The 20,337-nt window shown below is 51.3% G+C and carries 20 protein-coding genes; all 20 read right to left on the reverse strand.

What is annotated here, in order from left to right:
* Positions 1–26: 26 nt before the first annotated feature.
* Positions 27–560: a hypothetical protein gene (locus ACFX4U_RS04220; RefSeq protein ID WP_313510258.1), complete on the reverse strand. Its 534-nt coding sequence runs from the start codon at positions 558–560 to the stop codon at positions 27–29.
* Positions 538–3,120 carry a type VI secretion system tip protein TssI/VgrG gene (locus tag ACFX4U_RS04225; RefSeq protein WP_349350556.1) on the reverse strand — a complete coding sequence of 861 codons (2,583 nt, stop codon included), beginning with the start codon at positions 3,118–3,120 and terminating at the stop codon, positions 538–540. Before ACFX4U_RS04225 ends, ACFX4U_RS04220 begins: the two co-directional genes overlap by 23 nt.
* Positions 3,121–3,220: 100 nt before the next feature.
* The gene (locus ACFX4U_RS04230) at positions 3,221–3,613 is read right to left on the reverse strand and encodes a DUF4150 domain-containing protein (RefSeq protein ID WP_016495682.1); all 393 of its coding nucleotides are present in this window, start codon (positions 3,611–3,613) and stop codon (positions 3,221–3,223) included.
* Between the two features lie 4 nt (positions 3,614–3,617).
* Positions 3,618–4,223 (reverse strand): DUF3540 domain-containing protein, encoded by a 606-nt coding sequence (locus ACFX4U_RS04235; RefSeq protein ID WP_313510783.1) that lies wholly within the window; start codon positions 4,221–4,223, stop codon positions 3,618–3,620.
* The gene (locus tag ACFX4U_RS04240) at positions 4,220–5,305 is read right to left on the reverse strand and encodes a pentapeptide repeat-containing protein (protein ID WP_313510780.1); all 1,086 of its coding nucleotides are present in this window, start codon (positions 5,303–5,305) and stop codon (positions 4,220–4,222) included. Before ACFX4U_RS04240 ends, ACFX4U_RS04235 begins: the two co-directional genes overlap by 4 nt.
* Positions 5,302–7,842, reverse strand: a complete 2,541-nt coding sequence (locus ACFX4U_RS04245) for a DUF2169 domain-containing protein (RefSeq protein WP_313510777.1) — start codon at positions 7,840–7,842, stop codon at positions 5,302–5,304. Before ACFX4U_RS04245 ends, ACFX4U_RS04240 begins: the two co-directional genes overlap by 4 nt.
* Positions 7,843–7,947: 105 nt before the next feature.
* Positions 7,948–8,370 (reverse strand): hypothetical protein, encoded by a 423-nt coding sequence (locus ACFX4U_RS04250; protein ID WP_313510774.1) that lies wholly within the window; start codon positions 8,368–8,370, stop codon positions 7,948–7,950.
* A gap of 21 nt (positions 8,371–8,391) precedes the next feature.
* The gene (locus tag ACFX4U_RS04255) at positions 8,392–8,766 is read right to left on the reverse strand and encodes a hypothetical protein (protein ID WP_313510771.1); all 375 of its coding nucleotides are present in this window, start codon (positions 8,764–8,766) and stop codon (positions 8,392–8,394) included.
* An 18-nt stretch (positions 8,767–8,784) separates the two neighbouring features.
* On the reverse strand, positions 8,785–9,102 hold the full coding sequence (locus ACFX4U_RS04260; RefSeq protein ID WP_305735790.1) for a hypothetical protein: 318 nt from the start codon (positions 9,100–9,102) through the stop codon (positions 8,785–8,787).
* Between the two features lie 167 nt (positions 9,103–9,269).
* Entirely contained in the window at positions 9,270–9,638 is a 369-nt protein-coding gene (locus ACFX4U_RS04265) for a DUF3592 domain-containing protein (protein WP_313510769.1), read from the reverse strand.
* A gap of 955 nt (positions 9,639–10,593) precedes the next feature.
* The gene (locus ACFX4U_RS04270; protein ID WP_313510767.1) at positions 10,594–10,902 is read right to left on the reverse strand and encodes a hypothetical protein; all 309 of its coding nucleotides are present in this window, start codon (positions 10,900–10,902) and stop codon (positions 10,594–10,596) included.
* Positions 10,903–11,033: 131 nt separating this feature from the next.
* The gene (locus tag ACFX4U_RS04275) at positions 11,034–11,393 is read right to left on the reverse strand and encodes a hypothetical protein (RefSeq protein WP_313510765.1); all 360 of its coding nucleotides are present in this window, start codon (positions 11,391–11,393) and stop codon (positions 11,034–11,036) included.
* A gap of 203 nt (positions 11,394–11,596) precedes the next feature.
* Entirely contained in the window at positions 11,597–11,908 is a 312-nt protein-coding gene (locus ACFX4U_RS04280) for a hypothetical protein (protein WP_313510762.1), read from the reverse strand.
* Positions 11,909–11,985: 77 nt separating this feature from the next.
* Entirely contained in the window at positions 11,986–12,360 is a 375-nt protein-coding gene (locus ACFX4U_RS04285; protein ID WP_313510760.1) for a DUF3592 domain-containing protein, read from the reverse strand.
* Between the two features lie 137 nt (positions 12,361–12,497).
* Positions 12,498–12,782 carry a hypothetical protein gene (locus ACFX4U_RS04290; RefSeq protein WP_313510757.1) on the reverse strand — a complete coding sequence of 95 codons (285 nt, stop codon included), beginning with the start codon at positions 12,780–12,782 and terminating at the stop codon, positions 12,498–12,500.
* A gap of 174 nt (positions 12,783–12,956) precedes the next feature.
* Positions 12,957–13,343 (reverse strand): DUF3592 domain-containing protein, encoded by a 387-nt coding sequence (locus ACFX4U_RS04295; RefSeq protein ID WP_313510754.1) that lies wholly within the window; start codon positions 13,341–13,343, stop codon positions 12,957–12,959.
* Between the two features lie 14 nt (positions 13,344–13,357).
* Positions 13,358–15,595, reverse strand: coding sequence for a type VI secretion system tip protein TssI/VgrG (locus ACFX4U_RS04300; RefSeq protein WP_349350555.1), 2,238 nt, complete (start codon positions 15,593–15,595; stop codon positions 13,358–13,360).
* 60 nt (positions 15,596–15,655) lie between these two features.
* A complete protein-coding gene (locus ACFX4U_RS04305) occupies positions 15,656–16,033 on the reverse strand; it encodes a DcrB-related protein (RefSeq protein WP_200550707.1) in 378 nt (125 codons plus the stop codon).
* Between the two features lie 142 nt (positions 16,034–16,175).
* Positions 16,176–17,642, reverse strand: a complete 1,467-nt coding sequence (locus tag ACFX4U_RS04310; RefSeq protein ID WP_200550706.1) for a serine/threonine-protein kinase — start codon at positions 17,640–17,642, stop codon at positions 16,176–16,178.
* A gap of 26 nt (positions 17,643–17,668) precedes the next feature.
* Complete coding sequence (tssH, locus tag ACFX4U_RS04315) at positions 17,669–20,287, reverse strand: type VI secretion system ATPase TssH (RefSeq protein ID WP_313507642.1); 2,619 nt, start codon at positions 20,285–20,287, stop codon at positions 17,669–17,671.
* Between the last annotated feature and the right edge of the window lie 50 nt (positions 20,288–20,337).

A 20,337-nucleotide genomic window follows, 5' to 3' on the forward strand; every position in this document is an offset into this window, starting at 1 on the left:
AGACAGGAAGTTTTAATGATGAAATATCAAAAATCGTAATCCGACATCGTAATCTCGCTAAGGCATTTGCGGTCCAGCGCCGGGAAACCAAATCCCCAGGCTAACTGCTTATTGTCGCGTGCGGTGAGATAACCAAACGTTCTTCCCGGTAATTTTTCGCGGGGGACAAAGCGCAATGTGACATCCGGGAAATTATCCTGGACCTCTTCAAGCGTAATACATTCTCCACTGATGGAAAACGAGACCAGCTTAACGGTACCGCCACCATTCGGGCTAAGGCGCACATCCAGGTTGCTGATGGTTATCCCATCATTTAAGGTAAATGGCGCGGAGGTGAAACGATCTTTTGCTGTCGGTTTATAAGGAATCATCGGCTGGTTTAAAAGGGCGCTAACCGCATCTATTTTTTTGCCCCACAGTGATTTTAATTCTTTTGTTATTTGCCACAGAGAATCATGATTCATTTTTTTTTGTTCCGCATGCGTCGTCAACGTGAAAAGAGAAAGGAGTAATAACACCGGGAAATTTATCGCCATCCTACTGGTCATAATGACTCCCATAATAATCGTTATAATTTTGTTCGGTTCCAGAGGCGATTTCATTTTTACCGATAATCTTACCGATGGATTGCATGGCACTATTCCGTGATATTTCACCGCTAACCATCTTGTTGTACGTCTGATTATAGGCCGCTTCCGTTGCACCGCTGCCTGCGGCGACACCAATATCAAGCCCACCATTTGCCAGTATTTCACGCTGGATCTTGATGTTGTTCAATGTCGCGCCACCCTCGTCCATCAGTTGGCTATTGATATAATTTTCACGGCTGGATAAATCCGGCGTAACCGGATACATCGCATGACCCGCTTCGTGCGCCAGCGTTTGTACCGTGTCCTGAGCATTAACCATATGCTCAGGATCCATGACAATAAGCCTGCTCTCGCCGCTGGTGAAACTCCCTTCCCCGGCAGCCCCTGGCTGGATAGCCCAGCCTTTCGTTTTCAATTCTTTAAGCTGCGACTGAAGAGTAGGCGATTTATTGATCTGGTTAACCACATCCTCATTGAACGGCATAGTCTGAGAATTCTCAGGATCATTCTTATAAACATAATCCCCCTTCAGCGGCGGTGGTGCTTTGTATTTCGTAACCGGCCTGGCAGCACCCGCCGGAGCCGCTGCCACAGGAGCTGCGTGTTGCACGTTACCCTGCGGGGAAAATTTTGCCTGCACAGCGGAGTTAATATTCCCTTTATGGTCTGTCCCTGGCGCGGTAGTCGGGGCTTTTGTTCCGGGAGCATTCAGATGCAACTTACCGCCGGTGGTAATGTGCCCATCCTCTTCGACAAAGAAGTTAAAGGATTTACCGATCAGGTTGATTTTGCCGTTCGCGTTAAGCTCAATGGCGCTGTGACCGGACACCAGCCGCAGTTGCGTCCCGGAAGCCAGAATGAACTGCTCCACCACGGCATCGAGCTTGCCTTTGCCGGTGAGGATTTCCGTTTGCCCTTTCACCGCCTGCGTCTGATTCGTTTCGACGCGGTGCAGCTCATTTTTACGCACATAGTGGCTGTGATTACTGCCAATCGAGCGCGAGGCGTCGTTTTTAACGTGGACATCCATGTTGCGCTCCGCCTGGATCCAGACCTGCTCTTCACCCGCCTTGTCTTCAAAGCGCAGGGCGTTGGCGTTATTGACCGAGCCATCTTTCGAGCGGCTGAGGAAGCCCATTTGCGTGGCAGCCGCAGGTAATGCCCACGGCGGCATACTCGCTTCGTTATAGACGCGCCCGGTGATAATCGGCCGGTCCGGGTCGCCGTTGATAAAGTCGATCACCACTTCGTCGCCCACGCGCGGGATCTGCACCCCGCCGAAGCCCTGTCCTGCCCAGGCACTCGACACGCGCACCCAGCAGGAGCTGGTGTCATCGCCTTTCGCCAGACGGTCCCAGTGAAATTTCACCTTCACCCGGCCATACTTATCCGTCCAGATGCTCTCGCCCTGCGGCCCGACCACTTTCGCCGTCTGCGGACCGTAGGTCTTCGGCCACGCCGTCACCGCCGCCGGGCGGAACACCACCGACGACGGAATCACGGTGAAATCGATGCGGTGCACCGTTTCCCCGTCTGAACCGCTGGCGTAGCGGTTTTCCTCGAAAAAGTAGTTCGCTTCGGTGGTCAGGTACTCGCCGTTATCGCTGAAAAACGGCGCGTTATACAGCGCGAAGGTGTTTCCCGGTGCGACGCCAGTCGCCGTGGCGGTGCCCTGAATCTGCTGGTGCTCCACCTGCCAGCGCTCCTGGCGGATGCGCGCGTAATACTCCCCGTGACCGTGCTCAACAAAACGCCCCGGCCAGTCGTACACGTCAATACTGCCCGGCTGCGGTGACGCCGGGTTCTGCCGCGCCTGAAACAGCCACGCGTTCGGTTTGCGAAAGTCATAATCGTCCAGGCTGTAAATGCCCGGCGTCACGCTGTCCTCCAGCGCCCACTGGCTGATGCCCTCTTCGTCCGTGCTGCCGCCGGACGGCGTCTGGTGATAGGGAATGGTTTCGTAGCCGCTGAAGGGCTGATGTTCGGTCGCCGCGTCAGTCAGCACCAGCACATGGCGGTCGGCTTCGTGGCGAAAATGGTAGGCGATGCCTTCAAGCTCCATCAGGCGGCTGATGAAATCGAGGCTCGATTCCTGGTACTGCACGCAGTAATCCCAGGTGCGGTAGCTGCCGGTCAGCTTATCTTCCACATTCACCTGATATTCGCCGAGCAGCGTTTTCACTATCTGCGGCGCAGTCTGGCCCTGGAAGATACGCAGGTTGCGGTCGCGTTTCATCGGCCACAGATCCGGCTCCACGGTGAGCTGATACACCGCGTAACGCGTACCCGAAAGCTCCACGGCGCTCACCGCCACGCGGGTGATTTTGCCATTGATATAGCGCGTACCCGTTCCCTGGGTGGGAATATTGACGGTTGCGGACTGACCCAGCAGTTTGCTGCGATCGACCCGCGCATCGGTGCCCAGCACCGTCAGCGCCAGCGTAAATGACTCGGACAGCGCTTCGCGCCCGGAGAGTTTCCAGAAAAGCAGGCCGTCGACCGGCAGCTTGACCGTGATCCTGTTCGCCATAACCATGATTCCGTAAAAAATCAATCACCGGAAAGCGCACTTGCTATTGCCTGTGCGTTCGTTTTTTTAGGTGGAAAATTACTGTGCGGCGCGTGTGCCGTTACGGTGCCAGCATTAAAACTTTGAACTGGCTTGGCACAATGCGCATGCCAATGGCATTGGTGGAGTTTTGCAGGCTGACGCTGGTTAAGCGCGTTGCCGGTGTACCTTTTAGCAGTACGGTGAATGCGCCGGTCAGGTGTCGCGATGGCCCCATCACCGTACCGGAAGCGACACCCGTCGCCACGCCTGGATTATCGCCGTTAGTCAGCGGTGTAATGGTCGCCATATTGTGCGCGGGCATGCCCATAAACAGAATATTGAGCGCGTTCGGTATCGCGGTTGGCCCCAGCGCGATATCCGGGTACGGGATCGGCGTCGGAGCAGGCATCGGCGTCAGGCAGACATCCGGAAACGCGAGATCAACCCCCATCAACTGGCAGTTTGCAAACATCGAATTACCCCATGTGGATCTGTTCAGAATCGACTTTAGTGATCGCTTTCGAGGTGATCACCGTGTTTTGTGCGTGCATACGCAGATAATCATCCGCTTTCATATCCAGTTGTCCGGCGCGCACATGCTCAGTCTGCCGGGTGGTGCGAAACAGGTGCTGGCTCATCTGCGTGACCGTCTGCCAGACGGATTCCGCCCGTTTGCCAACGATGCGCGAAAGCGTAACCCACGCGGAAATCTTGTCGCCGCTGTAGTTCATCTCACTGATATGGCAATCGCCTTTCGCCGCACTGACGTTGAGCGCATCGCTGCTGAGGGTTAACGCGCCCAGACTTGTGATACGCAAGTCGCCCGGTACGCTAAGTTCGGTAGCGTCCGCGTTGCCGCGCTCCAGCACCGCGAGTAGCCACATCTGGTTATCGACCGCGCTTATCAGCACCGTATCGCCCGCCTGCGGCGCAATCACGCAGCTTACTGCCCGGCGGCAGTGCCAGCCGCGCCCGTCGCATTCGACCATCAGACTGCCATCGTCAAAACAGTGGGTGACGCGCGCTGAAAACTGCCCGCCGGGCAGCGTGGCGAGAGCCAAAGGTTGATTGAGGTTGTTCATTGCAGGTCTCCGTAAATTCGGCTGTGGCGTTCAGCGGTCCAGGCCTCCGCCGCCAGTAACTCTTCGTCGTACTCAAGAATGCCTTTGCGATCGGCAAAGCGCGCGCCCTCTTGCCGCGCGCGATGAAAACGGCTGCGTGAGAAGGTCGAGCCGCGAAAATCGGCTTCGCACACCTCCGCGCCGCTGAAATCGGCATAGGTAAAATCACACAGGGTGAAATCGGCCTGCCGGGCCGCAACGTGTTGCAGGATGCTCTGAAAAAAGCGGCTCTGTTTAAAACTGGCCTGCTGTAATGTCGCACCGACAAAAATCGCCTGATCGAACAGGCTGCCGTGGGCATGTGCGCCGCTCAAATCGGCCTGCATAAATAGCGCCTGCGAGGCGTTAACGTTGTTCAGTCGCGCTTGTTTGAGCGATGCGCCTTTGAAATTGCACTGGGTGAGTTGCGCCCCGCTAAAATCAGCACCATCAAGCTGGTTATCGGTAAACTGACAGCCGGTGAACTGATGTTGCGCATAGTTTTTGCCGCGCTGGTCGCAGTTAAAAAATACCGCCCGTTCAAACTGACTCCCGCTGAGATCTGTATCGCGCAAATCAATACCGAAGTACGTGGTCAGCAGGTTATGGCAATGATTGAGTTTCGCCCCTTCAAGCGGGCACTCAAACAGGGTCGAACGTTCTAAACGCGCACCGGCAAAAAGACTGTTATTCAGCGGGCTGCGCATAAACTGTGTGCTGTCAAAAGCTGACTGCGAGAAGTCGCAGCCGGTTAATGTGCATTCGTTGAATACGCAACGCAGCAGCGATGAATTGCTGAAGTTCGCCGTGGCTATATCGCACTGGTTAAACACGGTCTCTTCGAGGTGTGCCGCAGTAAGTACGGCGCCTGCGAGCTGGCATTCGGTAAAGACGCTCTCCTGAAGATTGCAACCTTGCAGGTTGGCTCCTTCGAAAGAAACCTCCTGAAAAATCCCGCCGGATAAATCACATCCGCGCAGATCGCAGCCATCAAAGTTGAGTTCCATAATGGCCTCGCCGCTTTTCACTTTCTGTTGCAGCTCAGCGGCACTTAACTGACTCATATCACCTCCCCATCGCGCTTCGGCAGGGTTTTCACGCGTTTGTTATAGGCACCCTCAAATTTCGTGGCGCTGTCCGCTAGCGACTGGGAAAGATCGGCGCGGAATAGATTACTGAAACTGAGATCGGCGCCTTCAAGACGGCATTTTTGCATCATCGCGCCCATTAAATTGGCTTCGGTAAAACGCACACGCCGAAAATCGGTACGCATAAACAGGCTGCCGGTTAGCGTCGCGCCGCTAAAATCCGCCCCTTCGCATTGCGCCTCGCTGAAATCGCTGTTATCCAGCTTCGCACGAACGAAATGAGCGTCAGTCAGTACCGCCTGGCGTAAATTGCTCTGCTTAAGCTGCGCGCCGCTGAAATCTGCACCGCACAGCGTGCCGCCGGATGCCACCGCACAGGTGATAAGCGTGGCGTCACGAAACAGGGCTCGCTCAAGGCGGCTCTCTACCCAGGAACAGCCGTCCAGGTACGCTCCGGCAAACGAGGCGCTTTGCAGTTCACACTGGATAAAGCTGCTTTTATTCATTTTTGCCGCGCTGAAGTCAGGTTGCGGCAGCGTAAGTTCCATAAACACACAATTATCCAGCGTCGCGTGACGGAATACGCACTGGCTAAAGCCGGTTTTACGCAGCAGCAGGTTTTCCAGTCGCGCATGGCTGAAATCACATGCGTCAAACAACGCATCGGTCATTTCCGATTCTTTAAACTGCGCGCCGGTGAAATTGGTCTGGTGGCACTGTGCCAGCGCGAGGCTCGCTTCGGTGAAGTCGCATTCGCAAAGCGAGGCACCCTGTAAATCCGTGCGCGCCAGCATCGCGTGGCTGAAATCAGCGCCGTCAAGCTGGCACTGGCTGAGGTTGGCACACTCCAGCAGCGCATTATGGAAATTGGCGCCACGGAGATCCATGCCGGAAAAATCCGCGCCGGTCAGATCCAGCCCGCTGAAATCCCCGCCCTGCGCCATCGTTCTTTCGGCACGCTGGCGAATAATCAGCGCGATATCGCCAGTCAGTTTGATGGCAGGTGGTTGTTCGGCCGCAGACATCAGATAGAGTTTGTGCAGCGCTTCCCGGCTCTGCTTTAGCTTTTTCTCACTCATGCTGTCGGCGTTGCGCTCGAGTAAATCCTGCATGCGCATCATCGACTCCGGCCCGCGCGGCTGGTTTTCCTGCGCATTCATCTGCGGGAAGCGCGCCTCCATCTCGGCCTTGCGTGTTTCGGCCTGCGCCTGCATTTGCTGGGCTTTGCGCTCCATCTCTTCGATAAACTCAGGCAAATCCTCCAGCTTCGGAAGTGCGGGCTCCTCCATCTCCTTGAGCAGATCGGCGGTGTCCGCACCCTGCGCTTCCAGCCGCGCGCGATGCTGCTCACGAAGCTGCATGGCGCGGTTTTGCTGGTTATCGCGCATCGGGCTGTGATTTTCCTGTACCTCGCTGTCGATCCACGGGCCGATAACATCTTCAGGTAGCAGATCTTTTTCACGGAACGCAAACAGCGCGCCTTTCTCTTTATCCAGCCGCTGTTGGAGCACTTTGCGATAATGGTTGACCGAGCGGGGAGCACCGTTTTTTTCCAGCGCGGGCATCAGTTGCAAAACGTCTGCGGCATCGTCTTCATTGATGCGTTGATTGCCCTGCCAGATAAGCACCATCTGTTCAAGATGCGGGAAAAACCACACCGTGGTAGCGCGCAGCGTTATCTCTTCAAACAGGATCTCATCGCCGCGCTGGCGCTGCATAAAGCAGCGTGCCTGCCACGGCGGCAGCGTGCCTTCCTGCAAATGCTGCTCCGGGTGCATATTCCAGATGCGCCATGCGGCCTGCGGTGGTAACGCATCCCGCTCTTCCCACCACTGATCGGGGCTGGCGGCGTTAAATACCCGCCAGTCAATATCGGGCGCAAAACCAGGAAAATCATGCTGCAACCAGCGGGCATCGTAGTTTTTACCCATCCGGCGAAAGCGGCGAGGCCAGAGAAGATCCAGCGGGCCGAAACAGGCTGGTTCAGGTTTGGCGCGCGCAGACGTGACACGCTGATTTAAGAGTTCAATATTTGGCAGGCGACGAAACCGGGTGCCGTTGTGGTTTTCTTCCACGGCACCGATACCGTGCGGGTTTTCCTCAAAACCTTCGCCCCCGAAAGCGCGGCTCCAGTCGAGACGCATCTGTTCAAACGGTTTGGCGGCGGTCGGGCGTGAACCGGCCCAGTAGCGATCGCCGGTAACGGCCAGGGTTTTACTGAGTTCGCCAATTTCAATGCGTACCGCACACGCGGTTTTATCCTGATGATGGTGCGAGTAAGCGAAGCCGGTAGCGAGGAATTCGGCGCGCGCTTTCGGCATTGCCATATCCAGCACGCCGCCGCTGGTTTGCAACTCACTGGCCGCCAGTTGCCACAACTCGACTTCAGGACGTAATTTTGGTTGTGCGCTCATATCCAGCAGCGCGAGAACAGAAACACCCAGGTGATTTTGCCCCTGCAGGCGAAATGGGCGATTAAGCACGCTCAGCCGCAGCGGTTTAATAATCTTCATATAACATCCTTTGGAAGATTAAGCGTATCGTCGGCGTTTTTTAACGTCAGGAAAGATCGCCTTACGATGAATAAAATTATGTGTGAAATAAAAACTGGCAACGTATTAAACAGCAGTACCAGAGACATCTGGTGATTGATTGATAACTTCATCGAAAATCATGCCAGCGACAGCAATTCTTTTCGCCGCTAATCCCTGATATTTCACTCGCAGCTTGAGGCCTTGTTTTAATCGATCAATCTCTTTTGTTTTCACCAGCGCCGCTGCTTTTTTATGTTGTGTTTGCCGGTCGATAACTATGGTGAAATGGAAAATAAAATATTCCCCTTTACGGGTGGTTTTCAGCGGCGACCATGATTCAAGTACGGCCTCTTTTTCCGGGCCATACCAGTCACACTGCGTAGCACAATCTTTAATGAGTTTTGCGTTGCCGGTTGGTTCGCGCAGGCCTTTAACAGTGAGATAAAGAAAAAGAGCCAATACACACCAGGAAAAGAGCGTTGAGTATTTAGCAATTAATTCCATCATTACGGGTAGTGCCTTATTTCGCTAGAACTCGATTTTAATGACCGCTAAACGGCCTTCGTTTCCTTTCTTCACTTTGATCCGCAGTCCTGGTCGAATCAATGGCATCTGAGAAATATTCACCAGTGTTTTAGCAGTGTAGAGTTGATTATCGCCCCGCAGGTGAAAGCGAATATCATAAAAGAAGTCATTACCAAACCGATCGCCGGTTATTTTGCAGGAAACAATTTCGCTTTCGACAATATCTCCCGGCCAAAGATGGCAAGTCAGAAAGACACCAATATCTGCTTTTTTCTTATCCTCCGCTCTGAACACAAAATAAAAAATCAGACTGGCAATAACCGAAGCAGCAATTCCGCCATACATAAAATATTTTGAATAATATTCAATACCCATCATCACGTTCCTGAATGAAGTCTATTTACGGTACTGAAATAAGATATTTTTATCGTCGAGGTATTTTATTTTTATCTCTTTGCCGGGCTCTAATTGGTAGGAATAAAATGTATCGATCGTTTGTGATCCTTTGACGATGCGCTGGACACCGTCGAAATCCACCGCCAGTTCATAGACGACCTTTGTACTACCACCATCACCCGACCCCGTTGAACGCATGCTTAATATCTTTGCATTTAGCAACCTTCCATATTGATCCGTCTGGTATGTTAAATAACACTCCCTGCCTATATAGAAAACTATCCCAACGACAAAAGCGAGACCAAGGAAAACCTCCATGGAAATTACCTCATTATGCCCAATATTTATGTCAAAACGTTATTAAAGAGAGCGGAGAAGTAAGAGATGCTCATTATATTTTTGTTAGGTAGTTTAAAATGCGTAATGCAAAGTTAATCACATAAAACTCAAGGCTTATTAAAATAGTGATCTTTATTCAAACGGTATTATTTATCAAGTGGAGACGGGATGTTAATCTTTATTTTCTTAGGTTCTTTTTTTGAGTAAGTCACTGGCACTTTTACTCCCTTTTGATACTCAGGGATCTTAACTACATCAATAACCGCCTTCCCTTCAGTGTTGACGATTTTATGATCGGCGGTAATAAACCGTACCTGAATGATCACATTAATAAAAGCGGAATTCTCGCCACTAGAGCTACGGATATTAACAATCTCACCCTGCGCCTGCCCCGCATCAGTCGGGTCAATTTTAACCGCCCCTCTACCAGCCATGATGATGTTATAGACAAAGAAAACAAACATGCCAAAGAAGACAACTAGCAAGGGATAAGTAACAAAGTAAGAAATTGCCATTTGGACCTTTTTATTATGCCGTGTAGTTGTTATTAACGCTTTGAATTTTTTTGAAATGCAACCCGATAGTATAACCAGTCACGCACCACTAAAAAAGCCAGTTAACTTATTTCATTTCGCCCGGCATAAGAAGCACTTGTTGAGGATCCTGAGGTAGATAGTAAAGCACAACAGTGTTGTTCCTCATGATTTTTATTAAATCCTCAGGCGTAAAGTATCTTTTAGTTGTAACGGTTACAGTTTCATTTTTAGTTGTAAACTCGACAACCATGCGAAATCGAGTATTTCCCGTGCCAGATGCGCCAATTTTCTCCTTGCTTAAAACTTTCGCTTCTGTTTTAACTCCTTATTTTTTAAATTTATCGTGAGCAACACCTGTAGGGTAACAGTATAAAAGGATGCCAATGCAAACAATAAAAATAAGTGAGATGGTAAAAACAGGAGAGTCAAACACGATAGCCGCCTTGATCTAAATAATTAAAACAACATAATTTATATTTTTCACTGTCAAAAACGATCGTGCTTACTGAAAAACCGTTAGCTTTACAGCCTCCGACCTTCAAAAAAAACCAACCAGGATTACCTTTGCAACCAACCGATTCGATTTACCATTTACAATAATGGCTATTCCATATCCTGAGGGACCAAATAAATCTGTTGAGGGTTTTCTGGCAGATAAAATAGCTGCACATTATTTTTATCATTTTCACCATCTATGGGAGTACGTTTAGGCCAAGGTGCCGGCAGGGGGTAGAACGCCACAGATGTCCGAAGTTACATACCTTTTCACTTACACTTTGGCAATTAACTTATCCAGCGGGGAGGAGATTTTCAATTTTATTTTCTTAGACTCTAGCGCCCAGGCATAGAAGCAAATGAATTATTCGACATCTCCTGAACAACAAACAGGAATAATCAATAATAATCATCTTACTTTTTTGTTATCAGATTTATTTTATTTCTCAAACATAAAAACATAATGTTTATCATCGACATACATAATTTTTATTTGCATTCCAGGTTGCATCTGTGGAGCGTAAAAGGTATCGATCTTTTCACGACCTTCAATTTTATGCCCTTCAACATTTAAAACATAAGCTACAGTTGTATTTCCTGAGTCATCCGTGGAAACAGGTCTGATATTTTCAATCACGGCCATAATCGGGCGACCTTCACGAATTATTTTCTCCGTTTTATTAACAGAAATGAAACACATAATAACAACCGCAGCAATTATGCCAATCGCTAATAAAATCCCCATCATATTGTTCATTCCTTTTTCATAAATACTTAGTCAACTGTGCTGACATATTCACCTACTGTGGTCGTGCGCTTCGCACGATAGTGGAACGAGGTATCATCGGTGACATCATCTCGACCTAACCATAATTGTCATTACTTTATCCGACTTTCTGATTCAAGTATCAGCCATATTTTTTTAGGATTTTCTTTCTTGTAGTAAATATCCACTTTGCGCTCTCGCTCGAGAGGCATCATATCTAACACAGTAACAACCTGTGTTTTTTCCAGAGTTATCTCTTGACCATCTTGCGTAGTAAAAGAAAGCGTAAAGACACATTTTGGAGAACCAGTACCTGAAGTGGATGTTTGCTTGATATTATTTATCTTAGCAACTGTCTTTATACCGTTCTTTTTAAAATCATCATGAACCATCCCTGTATGGAATACCAAATAAATAAGGAAGCATGGCGCTGCAATGCTTAATATCAGGCCAACATTATCGCCAGTGAACATTATGACCTCTTAAGGTTTATATTTTTCGATAAGATGGTTTTTAATGAAACATTTTCGCTAATCTGTAATATGAAAGAAAGCATATGCATATGACACCAACTCAGAACAAATTATCCATCATAACTGTTATAGGTTTTATTTATAGTCGATAGCCATCACAGCTATACGTGGCGGATTATCAGCATTATATTTTATGACTAGAGTTAACCCTTTCTGAATCTTATGTACCTCATTAGGTCTAACCAGACCTTTTGCGACATATTGTTTCCTTGTGTTATTAACAGTAGCCGTAAAAGTAAAATCGTATAAAAATCATTGCCGTATTTGGTATCTGTTTGATGCCATGATTCAAGTGACGCCTCAATAATTTGACCATTCCACTTTTCTCTGGATGACCAGTCACGCAGAGTGGTAACTTCATCTTTATTCGGCTTTAATGTTGAAAAGGCCAGTATAATACCCAGGATAGATACGATAACACCGATTATTAAAGGGGCTTCTGTAAAAGCACTCATATTCACTGCCATGTAAATAAATGAATTGCACTAACAATAAAGTTCTGTATTTAGAATAGCATAGTGACAATAGATATTTACCTGACTAGCACGCCATCTTTCCCTTCGTTCAGAAAATGTTTTTCAGGATTAGTCCGTAAATAGACAACCGGAACGGTGCTACCAATCTGGTATTCGAAAAGGTTCATTGTTTTAATTATTGTCAGTACGTTCTTGCGCGAGTAGTTCACTCCAGTAAGATCTTTAAATTCATAATCGATCGTTAAGTTAACCAATCCGGTTGACGACGGCGTTCCCGGCATAACGGCAGAGATAGTCGCATGTGTATAGACCGGATTTCTAAGAATGATTCTTTTCATCCCCCCCCAAACGATGTCCCTGCAGATCAAATAAATAATAAGACCCACTACCAGCCCAACCAAAATGATATGCAGGATCTTCAAATAATCCATGGAGAGATTTCCTTGATTAACATATAGTGATCTAATTTCACTAAAATTAACTAAACAACCAAATATGAATTAATAACTCATAAAACACACACCCTTTTAAATATTTTTTAATAGTTTTGATAATCTTCGTAATAAAACTACTCAGGCATATCACGATTGACTCTGATTTTGATGATTTCCCCAGGAACAATTTTTTCTTTTTCAGTAAATAAGAAAGAAAAGCCTCTTTTAGAGATAATAGCTTGCTTACCATAATTATATTTTACTGTAGCTACCACTACAAAATAATTGTTTATCCTTTGAATCTTATCATAAACCACATCTGATATTTCAGCTTCAAGACTAACGCCGTGCTCTTTAATACAAGCATCCTGAGCATCACGCTGCCTGTTCTTGTAAACAACATAACCAACAAATAGCAATATGCACAGTGGTATAAACCAGGCGAGCTGTAATTATATTTGCAACTGACCAACACCCAAAAAAGTGGAACAGAAGAGGATAAATAACAAAGTAAGAAATAGCTATTACATGTCTTTCATGCACGAAAAAACATCAGAACAAGGAGATACTATCACCTTTCTCTGGCTTATTTTTTACTCACCCAACACCAATGGCTTATCATAAATGGCAATTTTTTTAGGATCTTTAGGATCATATTTAATCGTCGTGCCATTACCTTCTTTAAATTGTTCAATTTCTTTAAAGGTTAAAGCTTTCATTATTGTAGCCTCAACTGATTCCTGCTCCCTTGTCTTAAATCTGAGCGTTAATTTATACACCGGTTTATTACCATCCCAGCTACTTGTTTGCGAGGTATAAATAATATCTGCGTTAACAGCAATCCCATTTTTTAACACCGCATCCTGAGAAAATCCGTCCTTGAGATAGGGGAAAAGATTGGTGTAAAGAAACCTCGCAATGGGAAAGACACCAAAGACAAGTGCAATAACAACCATTGATATGATAAAAAAGTTGCTCATTTTTTTTCCTGATCTCATAAAAACAGAGTCAATAGTTTAGAAGACATTGATAAACCACCAGATTTCACGACTGCTTTTATCTGTTTGATCTCCATGGCCTTGTTACTGTAGCCGAATGTATTGTGCGAAACCGAAACATTGCTGTGGGATAGCGAAACGCCAGTACGTGAAGCAGAAGCGCCGGTAATACTTTCTGAGGCGCCTGTCATACTGAAATTGTTACCTACAAAACTTTCTTTATGCGAGGAAGCCCGTGATTCCATAAAGGGGACATCAATGCTCACTTTGCTGTCACTCTTGATAGTTATCACATCGGGGCTGAAAATCGCTATCGTCCCTGCATTCACATTTTGCGTCCAGTTACCGCTGTTAACATCAATCGTTACTCCTCCATCGATGGTTTCCTTCCTGCCCCCTGCAGCAATGGTTGTCTCCTGTCCGCTATCATATTTTTCCGTTAGCTTGCCGGTGACATGGTGCAGTTCCGTACCGTCGATGTTGCTCGTGCGCCCACCCGTCACCGTCACCGCATCGCCACCGCTGGTAATATCAAGTTTACGCCCATTCTTGATAGTTTCCGTCTGGCTGTTGTTGAAGGTGGTTGTTTCCGCTTCATCTACCGTGGTCGTGCGCTTCGCACGATAGTGGAACGAGGCATCGCCGGTGACATCGTCTTTCTGCTCTTTCAGAATGGTCGTCGTGCGGTTGCCATCGATGTTGACCGTCTTGTCATTTTCCACCGAGACTTTCATATCTTTTTCGGAATGCAACTCGACAGCTTCGCTTCCGGCGCGATCCTCAAAAAACAGGTAGCTGGCGTTGTCTTTGCTGCCGTCTTTACTGCGGGTCATAAAGCCCATGCGCGTTGAGTCATCCGGCAGTGACCACGGCGGCATGCTGGATTCGTTGTAGACGCGCCCGGTGACGATCGGTCTGTCCGGGTCGCCGTTGATAAAGTCGATCACCACTTCGTCGCCCACGCGCGGGATCTGCACCCCGCCGAAGCCCTGCCCTGCCCAGGCACTCGACACCCGCACCCAGCAGGAGCTGGTGTCATCGCCTTTCGCCAGCCGGTCCCAGTGGAATTTCACCTTCACCCGGCCATATTTATCCGTCCAGATGCTCTCGCCCTGCGGGCCGACCACTTTTGCCGTCTGCGGACCGTAGGTCTTAGGCCACGCCGTCACCGCCGCCGGGCGGAACACCACCGACGACGGAATGACGGTGAAATCGATGCGGTGCACCGTTTCGCCATCAGAGCCGCTGGCGTAGCGGTTTTCCTCAAAAAAGTAGTTCGCTTCGGTGGTCAGGTACTCGCCGTTATCGCTGAAAAACGGTGCGTTATACAGCGCGAAGGTGTTTCCCGGTGCGACACCAGTCGCCGTGGCGGTGCCCTGAATCTGCTGGTGCTCCACCTGCCAGCGCTCCTGGCGGATGCGCGCGTAATACTCCCCGTGACCGTGCTCAACAAAACGCCCCGGCCAGTCGTACACGTCAATGCTGCCCGGCTGCGGTGACGCCGGGTTCTGCCGCGCCTGGAAGAGCCACGCGTTCGGTTTGCGAAAGTCATAATCGTCCAGGCTGTAAATACCCGGCGTCACGCTGTCCTCCAGCGCCCACTGGCTGATGCCCTCTTCATCCGTGCTGCCGCCGGACGGCGTCTGGTGATAGGGAATGGTTTCGTAGCCGCTGAAGGGCTGATGTTCGGTCGCCGCGTCAGTCAGCACCAGCACATGGCGGTCGGCTTCGTGGCTAAAATGGTAGGCGATGCCTTCAAGCTCCATCAGGCGGCTGATGAAATCGAGGCTCGATTCCTGGTACTGCACGCAGTAATCCCAGGTGCGGTAGCTGCCGGTCAGCTTATCTTCCACGTTCACCTGATATTCGCCGAGCAGCGTTTTCACTATCTGCGGCGCAGTCTGGCCCTGGAAGATACGCAGGTTGCGGTCGCGTTTCATCGGCCACAGATCCGGCTCCACGGTGAGCTGATACACCGCGTAACGCGTACCCGAAAGCTCCACGGCGCTCACCGCCACGCGGGTGATTTTGCCATTGATATAGCGCGTACCCGTTCCCTGGGTGGGAATATTGATGGTTGCGGACTGACCCAGCAGTTTGCTGCGATCGACCCGCGCATCGGTGCTCAGCACCGTCAGCGCCAGCGTAAATGACTCCGACAGCGCTTCGCGCCCGGCAAGTTTCCAGAAAAGTAAGCCCTCGACGGGTAACGTCGCCGTGATTCTGTTCTGCATAACGAGAGATCCCTACTCAGTGTCTGTCAGCGGCAATCAGCGCACGGTAAAACCTGCGCGCTATTTTGCGCGATGAAATTTAATACTCTGGATGATTTGTTGATATTGCTTTTGATGTTCTTCGCTGAATTCGCCAGGGCAGGTGCCGACGTAGCTCACCATTTTTTTCCCGGCGAGATCGTCGAGCAAAATTAACGTCTGGCGCTGGAAGATAACGTGGTTGTCATTTTTAAACTGGTAGAAGAGCTCCACGGCGGGATAACCGTCCACTTCCAGCATTTCCGAGGATTCAAGATGAAAATCGATGAGCGTCATCTCCAGCTCACGCGTTTTTCGGGCAGCGAGGGCGTGAACTTTATCGTCAGCTTTTGCATTACTTCGCGATACAACAAACGTAAATTCACCGCCACCCTGATTGCTGTGTGTTAATAAATTCATAGTTCTGTCTTTTTAATATAACGAGCGAGACGAGCGTTGTTATTGCAACAAGAAGACATTGCATCTGCATGCAATGTGAAAAATGACGCGCGCGGGAATGGCTTCCCGCGCGCTGCCGGGCGTCAGCCCGGAGGGATCATCACTATTGTGCTTGCGGGTTAATCAGCCAGGTACCTGGCTGCCCAATAGTAATGGTCTGGCTGCGGGTCTGACCGTTGCCCTGCAATACCAGGTTGTAACGCCCCGGTTGCAGCTTCAGTGAAGCAAAACCGTTGGTGGCCGGAGAAACAGACTGCGCTTCGCCGTTCAACGTCAGTTTTTCGCCCTCGTTCATACGCACAAAAATCTGCGCAACCGGCTCTTGCACCGCAGGCGCAGTGGTCTGGCTTTGTGTCTGCGTGGTTTGCGAAGGTGTCGCCGCAGGTGCGGTAGTTGTCTCCTGCACGGTCTGGCGTGGCGGCTCAGCGGCCTGCTGTGTGGTTTGCTGCTGATCGCTGTTGCTGGCATTCTGCGTCGCCGCCGTGTCCGGCGAGGAACTTCCGCCAAACAGCGCCGCACCCGCAATCACCCCAACGATCACGCCCGCGGCCACCAGCCCCGGCACTTTGTAACGCTTCACGCTACTCAGCGCATCGGTTTTTTCTGCCGTTTCTTCGACCGGCACCAGCATGGTGCCCGGCTGTTTTACGCTCATGACGTCGTCGATCCCGGCGACCGGCATTTCAATCAGCGCGGCGAATTCATCGACCGTTTGCGGACGGTCTTCCATTTTCAGCGACAGCGCGCGATCCACCGCCTGCAACAGCGTATGCGAATAACCCGGCAAACCGCGCTGCGTCAGTGGCACATAGGTGTCCTGAATGCTGCGCACCACGCTTACCGGCGGCGGTGAGCCAATAATTAGCGTGTGCAGCACCGCGCCAAGGGCGTAAATATCGGTCCACGGCCCCTGCTCGCTTTCGTTGTCGTCGGTGTATTGTTCAATCGGCGCATAACCCGGACGCAGCATGGTTTCGGTTTCATCGGAAACCGAGCCAATACTGCGACGCGCAGAGCCGAAATCGAGCAACACCGGCAGGCCGTTATCCTGAATCTGGATGTTATCCAGCGAGATATCACGGTGCAGGTAGCCTTCGTCATGAATGGTTTTGATAGCACCCAGCAGCATCGGCAGCATGCGGCGGATCCACGCTTCATTAATCAGCGTCGGGTTCTTTTCACGCAGGCGGGAAAGCGTAGTACCGCTGTAAAACACCGTCCCCATGTAAGCTGTGTCGTTCTGCACCCAGAAGCGCAGCACATGCAGCAGATTCGGGTGGTTGAAGCGCGCCAGCAGACGCGCCTCCTGAATAAAACTGTTCAGCCCGGCGGTAAACGCTTTACTGAAGCGCTCGCTGCGCAGCACCAGTGTCATGTCATCATTACGTACCGCCAGCGAGGACGGCATAAACTCTTTAATCGCGATGGTTCGCTCAAGCTGGTGATCCTTGGCGCGATAGACGATGCCAAAACCACCGCCGCCGATCACTTCTAAAATTTCGAACTCGTTGAAGCGATATCCCGGTGGCAGTGCATTCGGTACACTCCGGTTGTTATCGTGATCCGTCATATTGGAAAACTCTCTTGATAATGGCTTTACGCCGCAAACTGACAGTGAAACTCACCCTGCTCAAACGTGACCCGTAAGCGCTTATATTGCTCGTCGCGCGCGCTGGCGTCGAGTAATAGCTGGCTCATCAGCGGCAGCAGTGTATTAGTAAGGATGGCGTCCACCATACGGCCGCCCGATTCGACTTCCGTACAGCGGGCAACGATTTGCGCCACCACGCTGTCGTCCACTTCCGACACAATCCCGTGGTTGTCTGCCAGACGGCGCTGGATGCGTTTAAGCTGCAGGCGCACAATCATCGCCAGCATCTCGTCGCTGAGCGGGTAGTACGGCACCACCAGCAAACGGCCCAGCAGCGCGGGCGGGAAAACCTGCAATAGCGGTGGGCGCAGCGCGTCGCGCAGCGCGTCCGGTTCCGGCATCAGTTCCGGATCGGCGCACATGCCGGTAATCAGCTCAGTCCCGACATTGGAGGTGAGAATAATAATGGTGTTACGAAAATCAATATGGCGGCCTTCGCCATCTTCCATCCAGCCTTTATCGAATACCTGGAAGAAGATTTCGTGTACGTCCGGGTGGGCTTTTTCGATCTCATCAAGCAGCACCACGCTGTAAGGACGGCGGCGCACCGCTTCGGTTAACACACCGCCTTCACCGTAACCCACATAGCCCGGAGGCGCGCCTTTCAGCGTGGAAACCGTATGCGCTTCCTGGAATTCACTCATGTTGATGGTGATAACGTTCTGCTCGCCGCCGTACAGCGACTCTGCCAGCGCCAGCGCGGTTTCGGTTTTACCGACGCCGGACGGGCCGCACAACATAAACACACCCACCGGTTTGTTCGGATCGTCCAGACGCGCACGCGAGGTCTGCACACGTTTGGCAATCAGTTCCAGTCCGTGGCGCTGTCCAATTACGCGTTCGTTGAGAGTATCGGCGAGTTTCAGCACCGCGTCGATTTCGTTTTTCACCATCCGCCCCAGCGGAATGCCGGTCCAGTCGGAAACTACCGCCGCCACCACGTTGGCATCGACCGAGGTAAACAGCAGCGGCGCGTCGCCCTGTAGCGCCCGCAGTTCTGCCTGCTGTTGCGTCAGCGTGGCGCGTAAATCGGCCAGCGCCTCTTCCGGCGAGGTGTGCAGCTGCGCGCGCAGCGCAATAATCGCGTCAACCAGCGCCTGCTCCTGCTCCCAGCGCGCCGTCAGTTCGTCGCGTTGTTGCGCCAGTTTTTCCAGCTCAACCTGCAATTTCTCCACACGGTCACTTTCACCGGTCGCCATTTTCGCTTCACGGTTGGCTATTTCAATTTCCACGTCCAGCGCGGCGATGCGGTGCAGGCAATCTTCCAGCTGCGGCGGCGGAGAACTTTGGCTTACCGCGACGCGCGCACAGGCGGTGTCGAGCAGCGCAACAGCTTTATCCGGCAACTGGCGCGCCGGAATGTAGCGGTGCGAGAGTTTCACTGCCGCGACAACCGCTTCATCCAGCAGCAGCACGCGATGGTGTTTTTCCAGTGCGGAAACGGTGCTGCGCAGCATCAGTACCGCTTTTTCTTCGTCTGGCTCAGCAACCTGTACGGTCTGGAAACGGCGAGTCAGCGCCGGATCTTTCTCAATGTATTTTTTGTATTCCGCCCAGGTGGTCGCGCCGATGGTGCGAAGCTGACCACGCGCCAGCGCCGGTTTCAGCAGGTTGGCGGCATCGCCCGTGCCCTGCTGGCCGCCTGCGCCAATCAACGTGTGGATTTCGTCGATAAACAGAATGATCGGTGTCGGGCTCGATTGCACTTCGTTAATCAGCGACTGCAAACGCGCTTCAAACTCGCCCTTCATTCCCGCGCCCGCCTGCAACATGCCGATATCCAGCAGCCAAAGCTGAACATCCACCAGCGGTTCCGGCACATCACCTGCGGCAATGCGCAGCGCCAGCCCTTCCACAACCGCCGTTTTACCCACGCCCGCTTCACCGGTGAGCAGCGGGTTGTTCTGGCGGCGACGCATCAGAATATCCACCATCTGGCGGATCTCTTCATCACGTCCCACTACCGGGTCGATTTTACCGTCGCGCGCACGCGCAGTTAGATCCTGACCATACTGCGCCAGCGTGCCCTGCTGCTGCGGTACACCTGCGCCCGCGTCATCGTTCAGCGCCACGGTGACTTGCTGGCTCTCTTTGCTGTTGGCGAAAATGGCGTCGAAGTTATCCAGCAGCGCATCGGCGCTGATACGCTCAAACTGCGGCGAAATGCCTTTCAGCACGTTTGCCAGGCTCCAGGTTTTCAGGATCCCGGCCAGCAGATGACCGCCGCGAATGCGCGTCACGCCATATTTTAATGAGCCATATACCCACGCGCGTTCAACGGCGGTATCAATGTGTTCTGACAAGTCGGAAACCGAACTTGCGCCGCGCGGCAGTTTGTCCAGCGCCGCGACGATATCGCGCGTCAGCGCCTCTTCATCCAGCGAAAAGTGGCGAATAACCTGCTGCAGATCGCCGTCCGTCTGTTGCATCAGCTGATGCAGCCAGTGAACCAGCTCCACATACGGATTGCCACGCAGCTTGCAAAAGGCGGTGGCGCTTTCCAGCGAGGTAAATAACAGCGTATCGAGTTTGCCGAACAGAACGGCGCGGCTGATTTCTGACATGAGTTCATCCATTATTCATAATTAGTGTGCAGTCATCCTTACAAGCCAGC

It is taken from the genome of Kosakonia sp. YIM B13588, assembly GCF_042788165.1.
In the GTDB taxonomy this organism is placed as follows: domain Bacteria; phylum Pseudomonadota; class Gammaproteobacteria; order Enterobacterales; family Enterobacteriaceae; genus Kosakonia; species Kosakonia sacchari.